A 14957-nucleotide genomic window follows, 5' to 3' on the forward strand; every position below is an offset into this window, starting at 1 on the left:
ATGGCAAACCTCGAACTCAGGACCGTTTCCAAGAGCTGGAACGGCGGCAAGACCCAGGTCATCCAGCCCCTCGATCTGCAGGTGGCGGATGGCGAATTCATCGTGCTGGTGGGGCCTTCGGGCTGCGGCAAGTCCACCCTGCTGCGGCTGGTGGCCGGGCTGGAGCGGGTCAGCGCCGGCAGCATCCATATCGGTGGCCGGGACGTCACCGCGCTGGAACCCAAGGCGCGCGGCATCGCCATGGTGTTCCAGAACTACGCCCTCTATCCGCACATGAGCGTGGCCGAGAATCTGGCCTGGGGTCTCAAGATCGCCGGTCTCGGCCGTGCCGAGATCGCCACCCGGGTCAAGGAGGCGGCGCGCATCCTGGAGCTCGATGGCCTGCTCGAACGGCGGCCGCGAGAGCTATCCGGCGGCCAGCGCCAGCGGGTGGCCATGGGCCGCGCCCTGGTGCGTGATCCGGCGGTGTTCCTGTTCGACGAGCCGCTCTCCAACCTGGACGCCAAGCTGCGGGTGCAGATGCGCCTGGAATTGCAGCAGCTGCACCAGCGGCTCAATACCACCAGCCTCTATGTCACCCATGACCAGGTGGAGGCCATGACCCTGGCCCAGCGGGTGGTGGTGATGCAGGCCGGGGTGGTCGAGCAGCTCGGCACCCCGGTGGAGGTCTACGAACGTCCGGCCACGCGCTTCGTCGCCAGCTTCATCGGCAGTCCGGCGATGAATCTGCTGGACGGCCAGGTCGACGCCGCTGGCAGCCACTGCGAAGTGCCGGGCGGTCTGCGCCTGCCGCTGGGGCCGGGCTATCGCCATCTGGCCGGACGTCCGGTCTGTCTGGGCATCCGGCCCGAGCACCTGCAGCCCTGCGGCGTTTCGGAGCAGGGCCTGCCCCTGGTGGTCGGCACTCTGGAGATCCTCGGCGCCGACAACCTGGCGCATGGGCGCTGGGGCGAGCAGGCGCTGGTGGTGCGCCTGCCCCATCAGCAGCGGCCGGCGCCGGGCCACGTCCTGCAGCTGCGCGCGCCGGAGGAGCATCTGCACCTGTTCGACGCCGCCTCCGGTCAGCGCCTCGATCCCCGGCGCTAGGCACGCCGGTCCGGTCAGGGTGCGGGGCGGTTTCCCTCAGGCGCCCCGGAGAGGATACTGCGCCCTTTGCCGCTCTGACCGCCGATACCCATGGAAAACCTCCCGCTGTTCGATCTGCCCGTTGCCGCCCCCGAGGAAAAGCCCAAGCCCAGACGTGTTCGAAAGTCTGCTTCCGCGAGCGGTCTGCGTCTGCTGCACACCTCCGACTGGCACCTGGGGCAGCATTTCCTCGGGCGCACCCGCGAGGCCGAGCATCGCGCCTTTCTCGCCTGGCTGGTCGATCAGGTGGCGGAGCAGGCGGTGGACGTGGTGCTGGTGGCGGGGGACATCTTCGACACCGCCACCCCGCCGAGCTATGCCCGCGAGCTGTACAACGGCTTCATCGTCGCCCTGCGCGGCACCGGCGCCAGCCTGGTGGTGCTGGGCGGCAACCATGATTCCGCTGCGGTGCTGGCCGAGTCCCGCGAATTGCTGGCCTGCCTGGACACCCGGGTGATCCCCTGCGTCAGCGAGACGCCAGCCGACCAGCTGCTGGAATTGCGCCGCCGCGACGGCGAGATCGGCGCACTGCTCTGCGGCATTCCCTTCGTGCGACCGCGTGACGTGGTGCAGAGCCAGGCCGGACAGAGCGCCGAGGAAAAGCGCCAGGCGCTGCAACAGGCCATCCAGGGGCACTATGCCGAGTTGTACGCTCTGGCCGAGGCGCGCCGCGCCGAACTGGGCGTTGCCCTGCCGATCATCGCCACCGGCCATCTGACCACCGTGGGCGCCAGCACCAGCGAGTCGGTACGGGAGATCTATGTCGGCAGCCTCGACGCCTTTCCCACCAGCGCCTTTCCGCCGGCGGACTACATCGCCCTTGGCCATATCCATCGCCCCCAGCGGGTCGGCGGCCTGGAGCAGGTGCGCTACAGCGGCTCGCCGCTGTGCCTCAGCTTCGATGAGGAGCGCGCCAAGGAAGTCCTGCTGGTGGAGTTCGGCGCGACCCTGGAGCGGGTGACGCCCGTGGCGGTGCCCTGTTTCCAGCCGCTGGCCGTGGTGCAGGGCACCCTCGACACCCTGGGCGCCGCCCTGGTCGAGGCAGCGGCCGACGGCCGCCCCGAGTGCCCGGTGTGGGCCGAGGTGGTGGTGGCCGGTGACGACTACCTGGCCGATCTGCAGCCGCGCATCTCCGCACTGGTGGCCGAGTTGCCGCTGGAGGTGCTGCGGGTCAGGCGCGCGCGCAGCGCCATCGCGCCCACTCTGCAGGGTACCCAGCGCGAAACGCTGGAAGAGCTCAGCCCGCTGGATGTCTTCAGCCAGCGCCTGGCCGAAGAGACCCTGGACGACGACCTGCGTACCCGGCTGGAAAGCCTTTATCGCGAGGTTCTCGGCGAGTTGCCCGCCTGATCGCAGCGAAACGCGTCCATCGGACGGTATTTCTCCTCCGGAACAAGGCCCGCTGCCCCGGGGTCACCCTCTCTATGTAGCCCATACCGGAGAAGACCCCATGCACGACCTGTCGCAACCCCTCGCCGCCACGCGTCACGAACGTTCCGACGACCAGCTGCCCAATGTCCAGGGCACCGAACGCCTGGTGTCCCTGCTTGGCGGTGGTCTGCTGATCCTTGGTGGTCTGCGCAGCGGTGGCCTCACCGGCTGCGTGAGACTGGCGCTGGGCGCCATGGCCCTCAGCCGCGGCGTCCGCCAGCGTTGCGAGCTCAAGGCCGCGCTGCAGCCATCACCTTTCGAACAGGCCCTGGCCGAGCGCTGGGGCTGGCGCAATCCCACCGCCATCCAGCGCAGCGTCACCATCGCCAAGCCGCGTGAGGAGGTGTTCGCCTATTGCACCGACCTGCAGCACCTGCGCGCGCTGCTGCCCTTCGTCGACCGTATCGAGCTGGGCGCCGATGGCGACAGCCACTGGCATGCCTCCGGTCCCCTGGGGCGCACCCTGAGCTGGACCCTGGAGCAGAGCGAGCGCCGCGAGAACGAATTCCTGCTGTGGAGCACCGTGCCCGGCACCTTCATGGCGCACAAGGCCAGTCTGACCTTCAGCGACGCACCCCAGGGCCGCGGCACCCTGGTCCAGGCCGTACTGGCCTGCGAAGCCCCGGCCGGCCTGCTCGGTCATGCCGTCACCGAAGGCATCAGCCGCTTCACCGGCAAGGCGGTCAATCTCGGCCTGCGCCGGCTCAAGCAGCAACTGGAAACCGGCGAGATCGCCACCCCCGAGGTCTCCCACAGCGGTCGCCCGTTGGCGCCGCCTCATCCGCCAGTGACTCGCCCGGCCGACGAACCCCAGGCCGACATCAATGCCGGCCTGGGCACTCAGGCGAGGTCCGAATAATGCGTGCCCTGACCTGGCAAGCCCCCAATCGTCTGCAGGTGGAAACCGTCCCGGATCCGGAGATCCTCAATCCGCGCGACGCCATCGTGCGCATCATCATGTCCTCGGTGTGCGGTTCGGACCTGCACCTGCTGGGCGGCTACGTCCCGGCGATGAAGCCTGGCGACATCATCGGCCATGAATTCCTCGGCGAGGTCGTCGAACTGGGCAGCAGCCTGCGTAACCAGGGCCTGGCCGTTGGCGACCGGGTGGTGACCGTCTCCATCATCGGTTGCGGTGACTGCGAGCACTGCCAGCGCGAGGATTACAACTGCTGCGACAACAGCAACCCCAAGCCCGAGATGACCGAGCTGGCCTATGGGCAGCCCTGTTCCGGCATCTTCGGCTACAGCCATGCCTTCGGCGGCTATGCCGGCAGCCACGCCACCTACGTGCGGGTGCCCTATGCCGACGTCAATCTGTTCAAGGTGCCTGACGGCGTCAGCGATGCCCAGGCGGTGTTCGTGTCCGATGCCGTGCCCACCGGCTACTACGCTGCCGACATCGCCGACATCCAGCCTGGCGATACCGTGGCGGTCTGGGGGTGTGGCGGCGTTGGCCAGATGGCCATTCGCAGCGCCTACCTGCTGGGCGCCGAGCGGGTCATCGCCATCGATCGCTTCAGCGATCGCCTGCAGCTGGCGGCCGAGAAGGCCGGCGCCATCGTCCTCGATTACGAGACCACCAACATCCACGAGGCGCTGCTGGAACTGACCGGAGGCCGTGGCCCGGATCGCTGCATCGATTGCGTCGGCATGGAAGCCCACGGCACCCAGGTCGACTATGCCTATGACAAGACCAAGCAGCTGCTGCGCCTGCATACCGAGCGAGGATCGGCGCTGCGCCAGGCCATTCGTGCCTGTCGCAAGGGCGGCACGGTGTCGGTGATCGGCGTCTATGGCGGGGTGATCGACAAGTTTCCCATGGGCGCCATCGTCAACAAGGCCCTGACCCTGAGATCGGGCCAGCAGCCGGGGCAGCGCTATGTGGAGCGGCTGTTCGAACACATCCAGAAGGGCGAGCTGGATCCGTCTTACCTGCTCACCCATCCGATGGGCCTGGAAGAGTCGCCCTACGGCTACGAGCTGTTCAAGTCCAAGGACAAGAACTGCATGAGGGCGGTGTTCATGCCGTGAGGGCAGCCCGGCGATCCCAGGATCGGTGGGCTTTCTATCCGCTAGACCAGCCAGGTCGCCAGCGGCTGCCACAGCGCGGCGACCTTGTGGCCGCCACTGCAGCTGACCAGTGCCAGGGTGCCCGCACCGACCAGCAGGGGCATGCCGAGGAAATCGAAGGGAGAGAGGGGCGAGCGCACGACGGATCCTCCGGGGAAACGTGATTGCAGAGCGATACCCTGCAGTTGAGAGCGGAGGCCGGAGCAAGTTCAGCGGTGGGCACGACCTTAGGTCGAGTGGTCGGTTGGCATGGGCGAGCGCGCCCAACAATGCCAGAATCGGCGGTTCGCCGAGTCGTCCTGGAAAAGCCCGATGAAGATCCTCACCCTGCGCCTGAAGAACCTCAATTCCCTCAAGGGTGAGTGGAAGATCGACTTCACCGCCGAACCCTTCGCCAGCAGTGGCCTGTTCGCCATCACCGGACCGACCGGGGCGGGCAAGACCACCCTGCTGGACGCCATCTGCCTGGCGCTCTATCACCGCACGCCGCGCATGAGCAAGGTGGGTGGGGAGAGCAACGAACTCATGACCCGCCACACCGGCGACTGCCTCGCCGAGGTGGAATTCGCCGTGCGTGGCGAGCGCTACCGGGCCTTCTGGAGCCAGCGACGCGCCCGCGACCGCGCCGATGGCGCCCTGCAGCCACCCAAGGTGGAACTGGCCAGGCTCGACGGCAGCATTCTCGCCGAAAAGACCGGCGACAAGCTCAGACTTACCGAGGAACTCACCGGCCTCGACTTCGAGCGCTTCACCCGCTCCATGCTGCTGGCCCAGGGGGGCTTCGCCGCCTTCCTGGAAGCCAGTGCCAGCCAGCGTGCCGAATTGCTGGAAGAGCTGACCGGCACCGCCGTGTACGGGCAGATCTCCCAGCGGGTGTTCGAGCGCGCGCGGGAGGCCAAGGGCGTCCTGGACGGCCTGCGCCAGCGCGTCGCCGGGGTCGAGGTGCTGGACGCCGAACGCCGCCAGGCGCTGGCCGCCGAGGGCAGCGGCCTGGCGCAGCGCGAAGAGCGACTGGGCGCAGACCTCAAGACCTGGCAGGCCCAGCGCCAGTGGCTGAGCGCCGTGGAGCAGGCGGCGGCGGACGAGCAGCAGGCCCAGGCGCGCCTGGCCGCGGCGCAGCAGGCCTGGGAGGCCGCCGAGCCGCAACGTCAGCGGCTGGCGGCGGCCGAACCGGCGGCCCGGTTGCTGCCCGTCGAGCAGGCCTGGCGCGAGGCCGCGGCACGTGAACAGCGCAGCCGGGAAGAACTGGCACAGCTCGATCAGCGGATCCAGGCCCTGGCCAGTCGCCGCGACGCCGCCCTGGCCCAGGCCCTGGGGGCCAGTGGCGAACAACTGCGCCAGGCCGAGGCGGAGCAGGCGCAGGCGCTGGACGAACAGCAGCATCTGGAGCTGAGCCTGGCCGAGCGCAGTGGTCATGCCGAACTTGGCGAACGCCTGGGCGACTGGCGCAGCCAGCTGGCCCTGCGCGACGAAAGAGCCGAGGCCCTGGCGCGCCTGACGCGCCGCCAGGAGGAGCAGACCCGCCAGCTGCAGCTGCTGGCCGAGGAACGCGAAGCCCACCAGGAGGCGGTGACGCGGGCACGCGCGCAGGCCGCCCAGGCCCAGGCGACGGAGCAGGCCCAGCGCGAACGCTGGCAGGCCGCGCTGGACGGCCGCGACGAAAAGGCGTGGCGCGCGCTCTGGCAGGCCACGCTGGGCCGGGTCAACGAGGTGGATCAGCTGGATCAGCTGGTCGAGCGCCGGCGCCAGCTGCAGACCCAGCTGGAGCGTCTGGCCCGCAGCCAGGGTGAGCGTCAGCGCCAGCATGGCGATCACCAGGTGCGCCTGGACGCCCTGCGCGGGCGCTATCGCGAGGTGGCCCAGCAGGTGCGCGAGCGCGAGAAGCTGCTCGAACAGGAAAGGGTCATCCGCAGTCTCGAGGCCCAGCGCGCCGACTTGCAGCCCGACGAACCCTGTCCGCTGTGCGGTTCCCGTGATCACCCCGCGGTGGCCGACTATGCCGCGCTGGACGTCTCCGCCACCCAGACCGCCCTGCAGGACGCCAAGACCGAGCTGGAGCGCCTGACCCAGGAGGGCAAGGAGCTCAGCGAAGCCCTGGCCGCGCTCAAGGCGCAACTGGATCAGGCCACCGAACAGCAGACCGAGGCCAGTCAGCAGCTGGAGCAACTGGGCGAACTCTGGCGTCAGCGTTGCACGGCCCTGGGTGCCGATCCTGAGGTGCCTGGCGCGGTGGCCGAATTGCGCCGCCGTCAGGACCAGGAGCTGGCGCGCATCCAGCAGGTGCTCGCCACCCTGGATGGCCTGCGTCAGCAAGGCGAGGAAGGCCGCAACGAAGCCCAGCGCCTGGCGCGTCAACAGGCCGATGCCGAACAGCGCCAGGCGCTGGCCGAGGCGGCCTGGGAGCGCGCGCGCCAAGGTCTGGCGGAGGGTGCCAGGGAACAGCGGGAGGCCGAGGCGCAACAGGCCGCGGCAGAGCGCCAGTTGGGCGCGGAGCTGGCGCGCTGGGGACATGAGGTGCCCAGTCGTGCCGGCGAATGGCTGACGCTGCGCGAGCAGGAGTGGCGCCGCTGGCAGGCCGATCGCCAGCGAGCCCAGGAATTGCAGCAGCACCTGAAGGACATTGCCCAGCGCCTGGCCACCCTCGTGCCGCTGGTCGAGACCTGGCGCCAGCGCGCCGGCGAGGTCGCCGCCGTCCCGGTAGCGCCGGAGGCCGCTGCGGCCGTGCTCGCGGAGGCGACCGCGACCTGGGAAGACTGCCGTGAGCAGGGTGCGGCGCTGCAGGGCAGCCACCAGGCGCTGCACGAGCGACTGGCGGGCGAGGTGCAGCTGGCCAGCGAAGCCGGCGTCCGTTGGCAGACCGCTCTGGCCGCCAGCGCCTTCGCCGACGCCGACGCCTGGCGCGCCGCGCAACTGGACGACCACGAGCACAGCGCTCTGACGCTGGAGCGCACCCGTCTCGAGACCGGCCTGACCGAGGCGCGCGCCCTGGCCGGTGCGGCGCAGGAGCGCCTGGCAATCCTGAACGCCGAGCCGCAGACCGAGCGCAGCGCCGCCGAGCTGGATGCCGAACTGGCCGCCGCCGGTGCCGAATTGCGCGCCCTGGGCCAGCGCCAGGGCGAGGTCAACGCCGCCCTGCGCGAAGACGAGCGCCGCCGCGATGGTCTGCAGGCCCTGCTCGGCGAGATCGCCGCCCAGGAGCGCGATCACGACCTCTGGCAGCACCTCAACGGCCTGATCGGCTCGGCCGACGGCGCCAAATTCCGCAAGTTCGCCCAGGGCCTGACCCTGGATCACCTGGTGCATCTCGCCAATGGTCAGCTGATGCGCCTGCACGGTCGCTATCGACTCTTCCGGCGCCAGGCCGCCGAGCTGGAATTGCAGATCCTCGACACCTGGCAGGCCGATGCCCTGCGCGACATCCGTACCCTCTCCGGTGGCGAGAGCTTTTTGGTGAGCCTGGCCCTGGCGCTGGCCCTGTCGGATCTGGTCAGCCAGCGCACCGGCATCGACTCGCTGTTTCTCGACGAAGGCTTCGGTACCCTCGATGGCGAAACCCTGGAGGTCGCCCTGGATGCCCTCGATCAGCTCAATGCCAGCGGCAAGACCATCGGCATCATCAGCCACGTGGAGGCGCTCAAGGAGCGCATCCCGGTGCAGCTCAAGGTGCGCAAGGGCGTCGGTCTGGGCCATAGCGGTCTGGAGCGGCGCTATGCCGTGGAGAAAAACGCGACCTAGTGAGTAATTTTTCCGGCGCAGTGGTCGAAGCCCAGCGCGAAGCGAAACGATGAAACTGTTAACGTAGACAGGTTCGCCGTTTCTGCTGGCGTTATGACATCTCCTTCTCCTACCGGCCACCTACCCACCATGTCCCAATTCCTTGCCGTCGGCCTGTTCGAATACGATCCCAGCCGCGCCGAGTGGCGCGCGGATGCCGCCTGTGCGGCCATGCTGGAACGGGACGCCGAGGCGCTGGCCCGGGGCCTTTCGCCCGCCGAGCTGCTCAGCGGGCTGCAGAGTCGCAGCGCACCGCCCGAGGGGCTGCTGCCCGCCGCGGGCCAGGTCTGGGAGGCCTGGCGCCAGGGCACCGATGGCCAGTTGCGCTGCCTGCAATTCCAGCGGCGCGAGGCCGGTGGCGTACTGCTCGACATCACCGCGCAGCGACGCCATGAAGCCGAGCTCTGGCAGGGCGAGGCCTTCAAGCGCAGCGTCATGGTCTGCAGCGTCGACTGCATCAAGCTGATCGATCTGGAAGGGCGTCTGGAATACATGAATCCGGGCGGCCTGGTGGTCATGGAGATCGACGACTTCATTCCCTTCCAGGGCCGTCCCTGGGCCGAACTCTGGCCCGAAGGGCAGCGCCATGAGGTGACCGCCGCCATCGAGGCGGCGCGGCAGGGCGGCATCGGGCGTTTCACCGGGCTGGCGCCCACGGCAAAGGGCACCCGGCGCTGGTGGGACGTGGTGGTCACGCCGATCCTGGGCGATGACGGCCAGCCCCTGAGATTCCTCTCCATTTCTCGCGATGTCAGCGAAGCCGTCCACACTCGCGAAGCCCTGGACGAACTCAATCGCAACCTCGAGGAGCGCATCGAGATACGCAGCCAGGAGCTGATGGCCCTGGAAGAGGAGCTGCGCCAGGCGCAGAAGATGGAGGCCATCGGCCAACTCACCGGCGGCATCGCCCACGACTTCAACAACCTGCTGACCGGCATCGTCGGCTCGCTCGATCTGATGCGTCGCCGGGTGCAGCAGGGGCGCATCCAGGAGCTGGAGCGCTACCTGGACACCGCCACCCGCTCGGCCGAGAACGCCGCGGCCCTGACCCAGCGCCTGCTGGCCTTTGCCCGCCGTCAGGTACTCGAACCCCGCCCGGTGGATGCCGGCCAGCTGGTGCAGGGCATGCACGAATTGCTGCGTCACAGCCTGGGCAAGAAGATCCGCAAGGACGTCCAGCTCGATGCCGACCTCTGGCTGCTGCACTGCGATCCGCATCAGCTGGAAAACGCCATCCTGAACCTGGCCATCAACGCCCGCGATGCCATGCCCGAGGGCGGCAACCTGAGCATCCGCGTGGACAATGTCAGCGGACCGCTCAGCATCGGCCTGCCGATCGAGACGGTGGCCGGTGATTTCGTCCGTATCCAGGTCTGCGATACCGGCACCGGCATGGACGCCGATACCCTCAAGCGCGCCTGCGAACCCTTCTTCACCACCAAGCCCAGCGGGCGTGGCACCGGACTCGGGCTGTCGATGATCTATGGCTTCGTCCGCCAATCGGGTGGTCAGGTGGAGATCCATTCGGTGGTGGGCGAGGGCACCTGCATCAGCCTCTATCTACCGCGGCTACTGGCTCAGCCTGTGGTGGAGCCCGCGCCCAGCGAAGCCGAAGGTCCGGTCCTGCCGGAGGTCTCCGGTGACTGCGCGCTGATCGTCGAAGAAGAGCGTGAAGTCCGCGTCATCATCGGCGAGGTGCTGGCGGAGCTGGGTTACACGCCCCTGGCTGTCGCCGACAGCGCCACCGCCGTGGCCCTCATCGCCTCGGGCAGCCTGCGTATCGATCTGCTGGTGACCAGTCTCGGCCTCTCCGGGCTGGACGGCCGGCAACTGGCCGAGCAGGCGCGGGCCACCAGCCCCGGGCTGCCGGTGCTCTATCTGTCCGGTCAGGCGGACCCGGCGTCCCTGCCGGAGCTGGCGGAAGAGGGCGTCGAACTCATTGGCAAGCCCTTCGGTCTCGAAGAGCTGGCACGCTGCGTAAGGCGTCTGCGTCCGGGGAACTGAGCCGATTGCGGCGAACTGTCGCGGCGCTCCAGGGTCGATCCTTTCGTGTCGCAACGTCCGTTGCGGCTGCTGTCGTGTCGACAAGAAAAGGAGCGCTTCATGAAACGCCTGCCACCTGCGCCACCCGCGCGGATGCTCGTCCTGTCCCTGTCCATCGCCTTTCTCGCCGCCTGCGCCCATGAGGGCAGCAAGCCGGAAACCCCGACCTGGAGTTGGCGCGACGCCAGCAACGCCCGCGCCGTGCCGCCGGACCAGGCCTATCCCGAGCTGTTCGCCGCCGTGCAGCAAGGCAAGCTGTTCAGCGACCAGAAGCACTTCGTCGATGCCCTGCCCAAGCGCAATCCGGCCGACATCCGCCAGGACTACCTGGCCCAGCGCGACAAGCCGGGCTTCGACCTCAAGGCCTTCGTCAGCGCCAACTTCGAAGAATCCGATCCGATCAAGGCCGCACCGCCCAAGGCGGGGGCCGACCTGCCGACCCACGTCAAGGATCTCTGGCCGGTGCTGACCCGCCACTACGAAGAGGTGCCGGCCTACAGCAGCCTGCTGCCGCTGCCCAAGCCCTATGTGGTGCCGGGTGGACGCTTCCGCGAGGTCTACTACTGGGATTCCTACTTCACCATGCTGGGACTGGCCAAGGACGGGCGCACCGACCTGGTCCACGACATGGTGGACAACTTCGCCCATGAGATCGACGTCTACGGCCACATCCCCAACGGCAATCGCAGCTACTATCTGAGTCGCTCGCAGCCGCCGTTCTTCGCCTACATGGTCGATCTGCAGGCCAGCCTGGAAGGCGACTCCGCCTATCGCCGCTACCTGCCGCAACTGCAGAAGGAATACGCCTACTGGATGGCCGGGGCCGAAGGCCTGCAACCGGGCCAGGCCAATGCCCATGTGGTCAGGCTGGCCGACGGCACCCTGCTCAATCGCTACTGGGATGCTCGCGATACCCCGCGCCAGGAGTCCTACCTGGAAGACCTGGCCACCGCCGCCCAGGCCAAGGGCCGACCGGCCGGCGAGGTCTATCGCGATCTGCGCGCCGGAGCCGAGAGTGGCTGGGACTTCTCCTCGCGCTGGCTGGGCGATGGCAAGACCCTGGCGACCATCCGCACCACCGCCATCGCCCCGGTGGACCTGAACAGCCTGCTCTATCACCTGGAACAGACCATCGCCAAGGCCTGCGAGAAGACCGGCGAGGCCAGTTGCGTCCAGGCCTACAGCCAGAAGGCCAAGACCCGCCAGCAGGCCATCGACCGCTACCTGTGGAATCCGGCCGGTTACTACACCGACTTCGACTGGCAGGCCAAGCGCCGTACCGACAAGGTTTCCGCCGCTACCCTGTTCCCGCTGTTCGTGGGCGCCGCCAGCCAGAGCAGCGCCGACCAGACCGCCGCGACCGTGGCCAACCAGCTGCTGCGTCCGGGCGGCATCGCCACCACCACGGTCAAGACCGGCCAGCAGTGGGACGAGCCCAACGGCTGGGCGCCGCTGCAGTGGGTGGCCGTGGATGGCCTGCGCCGCTATCAGCAGGACAAGCTGGCCGCGGACATCGGCACCCGCTTCCTGACCCAGGTGCAGAACCTCTACGCCCGCGAGCAGAAGCTGGTGGAGAAATACGACCTCACCGGCGGCCAGGGCGGCGGCGGCGGCGAGTACGAGCTGCAGGACGGCTTCGGCTGGACCAATGGCGTCACGCTCAAGCTGCTCGAACTCTACAAACCGCAACCCGGCGCGAAATAAGGCCAAAGAAAAGGTCCGCCACGGCGGACCTTTTTCATGGTGTGAAAGTTTCCGGCTTGGGCTTGGGCTTGGGCCTGGGCTTCGCTACGCTCAACCCAACCTACGCGCCGCTCTTTCCCCCTCCCTCCGGGAGAGGGCCGGGGTGAGGGCAATCCCTACGCCAGCTCCATCCGGATACCGACTCCAGGCGTCAAAGCGGATCCACCGGCGGCGCATCGTCCTCGTCGGCCGGCAACTCCGCCGGATGCAGCCCCTCCGGATCTTCGTCCTCGGGCAACGGCAGGATGGTGTTCATCAGCTGTACTCCGGATTGCGCGGATTCTTCTGCGGCAGGCGTTCCTCGACCGGCTTGTCATCCGGATCTTCGCCTACGGGCTCTTCGGGATCGGGCGCAATGTCCGGATCGATGTCCAGGTCGTCGGGGTTTTCCTTGATCTGATCGTTCATGCGGCCTCCGCGAGTGGTTGTTAAGCGTTGGGCATAGCCCTCCACGCGAAGTTCGCCACCGGCGATCAGCGATAGCCTCTGGCTTGCAGATCGAACAGCTGGGCATAGCGGCCGCCGCTGGCCAGCAGCTGCTCGTGATCCCCTCGCTCGCGGATCTCGCCGCCTTCCAGCACCAGGATCTGATCGACATTGCGCACGCTGGAGAAACGGTGCGAGATCAGCAAGGTCATGCGCTGCTGCGCCTGGGCGCGAAAGCGCTCGAAGATCACCGCCTCGGCGGCGGCGTCCAGCGCGGCGGTGGGTTCGTCCAGCACCAGGATGTCGGCCTCTTCGCGCATATAGGCGCGTGACAGGGCAATCTTCTGCCACTGGCCGCCGGACAACTCCTGGCCGCCCATGAACCAGCGTCCGAGCTGGGTCTCGTAGCCCTCGCGCAGACCGGCGATGACTTCGTCGGCCAGGCCCTGTTCGGCCGCCTTGCGCCAGCGCGCCCCGTCGTTGAAGGCCGTGGTGTCGCCGACACCGAGATTTTCGCCAGCGGTGAGCTGGTAGCGGATGAAATCCTGGAAGATGACGCCAATGCGCCTGTGCAGGGCGGCCGGCTGCCACTCCTGCAGATCGCTGCCATCGAGCAGGATGCGTCCCTGAGTAGGCGCATGCAGCCGGGTCAGCAGCTTGATCAGGGTGGTCTTGCCCGAGCCGTTGGCGCCCACCAGGGCCAGGCTCTGGCCCGGCGCCAGGTGAAAGCTGATGTCCTTGAGCGTCGGTGCGGTCGCGCCCGGATAGGTGAAGCCGACCCCGTCGAATCTCAGGCCATCTCCGGGCTGGCTGCCGGCGGTGAGGCTGCCGCCCTCGGCGCTGGTCGGCTGGCCCAGGTAGTCGTAGAGATTGCTCAGGTAGAGGCTGTCTTCGTAGAGTCCGCCAAGGGCCGTCAGGCTGGCGCTGACCGCGGCCTGGCCCTGGCGAAACAGGGTGAGATAGAGGGTCATCTGGCCCAGGCTCAGACGCCCGCGCACGGTATCGAGCACCACCCAGGCATAGGCGGCATAGAAGGCGAGGGTGCCCAGCAGGCCAAAGACGAAACCCCAACCGTCACGTCTCAGGGTGAGGCGACGGTCCTCGGCATAGAGCTTGGTGAAGGTGGTGCGATAGCGCTCCAGCAGCAGCGGCGCCAGGCCGAACAGCTTGACCTCCTTGATGTAGGCCTCGTGGGAAAGCAGGGTCTCCAGGTAGGTCTGGCGGCGCGTCTCGGGTGCACGCCGACTGAACAGGCGAAAGGCATCGCCGGAAAAGCGCGCCTCGGCCAGAAACACCGGCAGGGCACCCACCACCAGCAGCAACAGCGCCCAGGGCGAGAAATGCACCAGCAGCACGGCGAAGCTGACGAGCGAGATCAGGTTCTGCAGCAGGGTCAGGGACTTGGTCACCAGCGCCAGGGGCCGGATGGACGCCTCGCGCCGGGCCCGCACCAGCTTGTCGTAGAAATCCGCGTCTTCGAATTGTGCCAGCGACAGGGTCTGGGCCTTTTCCAGGATCAGCAGATTCACGGTCTGCCCCAGGCGTACCCGCAGTAGCGATTGCTGCACCGACAGCAGCCGCTGGGCTCCCGCCAGGGCGGCCAGCACCCCGGCTTCGGCCAGCACGAACTTCAGCACTGGCCACAGCGGCGCCTGGCCCTGCTCGGCATGCAGCCGCATGGCCGCCACCACGGCATCGACGATGCGCTGCCCGAGCCAGGCGGCCAGGGCCGGCAGCAGGCCGGCGACCAGGGTGGCCAGAACCAGGCCGATCATCAGCGCGGGAGAGGTACTCCAGACCAGGCCGGCAGCGCGGCGCATCTGCTGTTGCACGATAGCGAAGGAAGTCGAGAGGGCCATGGCGGATCTTCGGCGAGGGTCAGCATTAGTCGAGGCGGCGGTCGCCGTGTTCCCGAGGCTATGGCAAAAGGCTTACACGCCTTGGTGTCACCTGGCCATGTCGCCATCTCGGTGGGCTGCGTAATCTACACCTATCAGCGGCGCAGGATGCGCAGCTCTGAGGTCACGGATGAAGACCAGGCCAGGATGGCGCCTGACAGGATGTTGGGATGGTCGCAACAAAGAACCCGCTTCGGCGGGTTTTTTGTTGGGCGCAATCTGAGGCCGGCAGGCGGACCGGGCAGGGTATGGCAAAAGGCTTACACGCCTTGGTGTCACCTGGCCATGTCGCCATCTCGGTGGGCTGCGTAATCTACACCTATCAGCGGCGCAGGATGTGCAGCTCTGAGGTTACGGATGAAGACCAGGCCAGGATGGCGCCTGACAGGATGTTGGGATGGTCGCAACAAAGAACCCGCTTCGGCGGGTTTTTTGTTGGGCGCA

The 14957-nt window shown here is 68.0% G+C and carries 10 protein-coding genes; 7 read left to right on the plus strand and 3 right to left on the minus strand.

The annotated features are described in order from the left end of the window. From AABM56_RS05080 to AABM56_RS05095, 4 genes are all read left to right on the plus strand, one after another. A complete protein-coding gene (locus tag AABM56_RS05080) occupies window positions 1-1086 on the plus strand; it encodes a sn-glycerol-3-phosphate import ATP-binding protein UgpC (RefSeq protein ID WP_133862916.1) in 1086 nt (361 codons plus the stop codon). Between the two features lie 183 nt (window positions 1087-1269). Further along, a complete protein-coding gene (sbcD, locus tag AABM56_RS05085) occupies window positions 1270-2475 on the plus strand; it encodes an exonuclease subunit SbcD (protein ID WP_133862943.1) in 1206 nt (401 codons plus the stop codon). 100 nt (window positions 2476-2575) lie between these two features. Further along, on the plus strand, window positions 2576-3415 hold the full coding sequence (locus AABM56_RS05090; RefSeq protein WP_347883881.1) for an SRPBCC family protein: 840 nt from the start codon (window positions 2576-2578) through the stop codon (window positions 3413-3415). Further along, window positions 3415-4590, plus strand: coding sequence for a zinc-dependent alcohol dehydrogenase (locus tag AABM56_RS05095; RefSeq protein WP_133862918.1), 1176 nt, complete (start codon window positions 3415-3417; stop codon window positions 4588-4590). Before AABM56_RS05090 ends, AABM56_RS05095 begins: the two co-directional genes overlap by 1 nt. Window positions 4591-4631: 41 nt before the next feature. On the opposite strand, the gene AABM56_RS05100 is transcribed toward AABM56_RS05095, so the two are convergent. Continuing rightward, window positions 4632-4769, minus strand: a complete 138-nt coding sequence (locus AABM56_RS05100) for a hypothetical protein (RefSeq protein ID WP_166655942.1) — start codon at window positions 4767-4769, stop codon at window positions 4632-4634. Between the two features lie 172 nt (window positions 4770-4941). Between AABM56_RS05100 and AABM56_RS05105 the strand changes: the two genes are divergently transcribed. The 3 genes from AABM56_RS05105 (at window position 4942) to treA (ending at window position 12150) form a co-directional block, all read left to right on the plus strand. Continuing rightward, on the plus strand, window positions 4942-8364 hold the full coding sequence (locus tag AABM56_RS05105; RefSeq protein ID WP_133862919.1) for an AAA family ATPase: 3423 nt from the start codon (window positions 4942-4944) through the stop codon (window positions 8362-8364). A 129-nt stretch (window positions 8365-8493) separates the two neighbouring features. Continuing rightward, window positions 8494-10407 carry an ATP-binding protein gene (locus AABM56_RS05110; protein ID WP_133862920.1) on the plus strand — a complete coding sequence of 638 codons (1914 nt, stop codon included), beginning with the start codon at window positions 8494-8496 and terminating at the stop codon, window positions 10405-10407. Between the two features lie 99 nt (window positions 10408-10506). Next, a complete protein-coding gene (treA, locus tag AABM56_RS05115; protein WP_133862921.1) occupies window positions 10507-12150 on the plus strand; it encodes an alpha,alpha-trehalase TreA in 1644 nt (547 codons plus the stop codon). Window positions 12151-12444: 294 nt separating this feature from the next. Here the strand turns inward: treA and AABM56_RS05120 are convergent, their stop codons facing one another. Together AABM56_RS05120 and AABM56_RS05125 are read right to left on the minus strand one after the other, a co-directional pair. Continuing rightward, window positions 12445-12597, minus strand: a complete 153-nt coding sequence (locus AABM56_RS05120) for a hypothetical protein (RefSeq protein ID WP_007162537.1) — start codon at window positions 12595-12597, stop codon at window positions 12445-12447. A 65-nt stretch (window positions 12598-12662) separates the two neighbouring features. Continuing rightward, a complete protein-coding gene (locus AABM56_RS05125) occupies window positions 12663-14474 on the minus strand; it encodes an ABC transporter ATP-binding protein (protein ID WP_347883882.1) in 1812 nt (603 codons plus the stop codon). Window positions 14475-14957 lie beyond the last annotated feature (483 nt).

Source organism: Pseudomonas aestiva, from assembly GCF_039908605.1.
Lineage (GTDB): Bacteria > Pseudomonadota > Gammaproteobacteria > Pseudomonadales > Pseudomonadaceae > Chryseomonas > Chryseomonas aestiva.

What these genes read in the sequence shown, in the direction of transcription:
- AABM56_RS05080 (WP_133862916.1), top strand. Translation starts at nt 1, where the DNA reads ATGGCAAACCTCGAACTCAGGACCGTTTCCAAGAGCTGGAACGGCGGC.
- AABM56_RS05090 (WP_347883881.1), top strand. Translation starts at nt 2,576, where the DNA reads ATGCACGACCTGTCGCAACCCCTCGCCGCCACGCGTCACGAACGTTCC.
- AABM56_RS05095 (WP_133862918.1), top strand. Translation starts at nt 3,415, where the DNA reads ATGCGTGCCCTGACCTGGCAAGCCCCCAATCGTCTGCAGGTGGAAACC.
- AABM56_RS05105 (WP_133862919.1), top strand. Translation starts at nt 4,942, where the DNA reads ATGAAGATCCTCACCCTGCGCCTGAAGAACCTCAATTCCCTCAAGGGT.
- AABM56_RS05110 (WP_133862920.1), top strand. Translation starts at nt 8,494, where the DNA reads ATGTCCCAATTCCTTGCCGTCGGCCTGTTCGAATACGATCCCAGCCGC.
- treA (WP_133862921.1), top strand. Translation starts at nt 10,507, where the DNA reads ATGAAACGCCTGCCACCTGCGCCACCCGCGCGGATGCTCGTCCTGTCC.
- AABM56_RS05120 (WP_007162537.1), bottom strand. Translation starts at nt 12,597, where the DNA reads ATGAACGATCAGATCAAGGAAAACCCCGACGACCTGGACATCGATCCG.
- AABM56_RS05125 (WP_347883882.1), bottom strand. Translation starts at nt 14,474, where the DNA reads ATGGCCCTCTCGACTTCCTTCGCTATCGTGCAACAGCAGATGCGCCGC.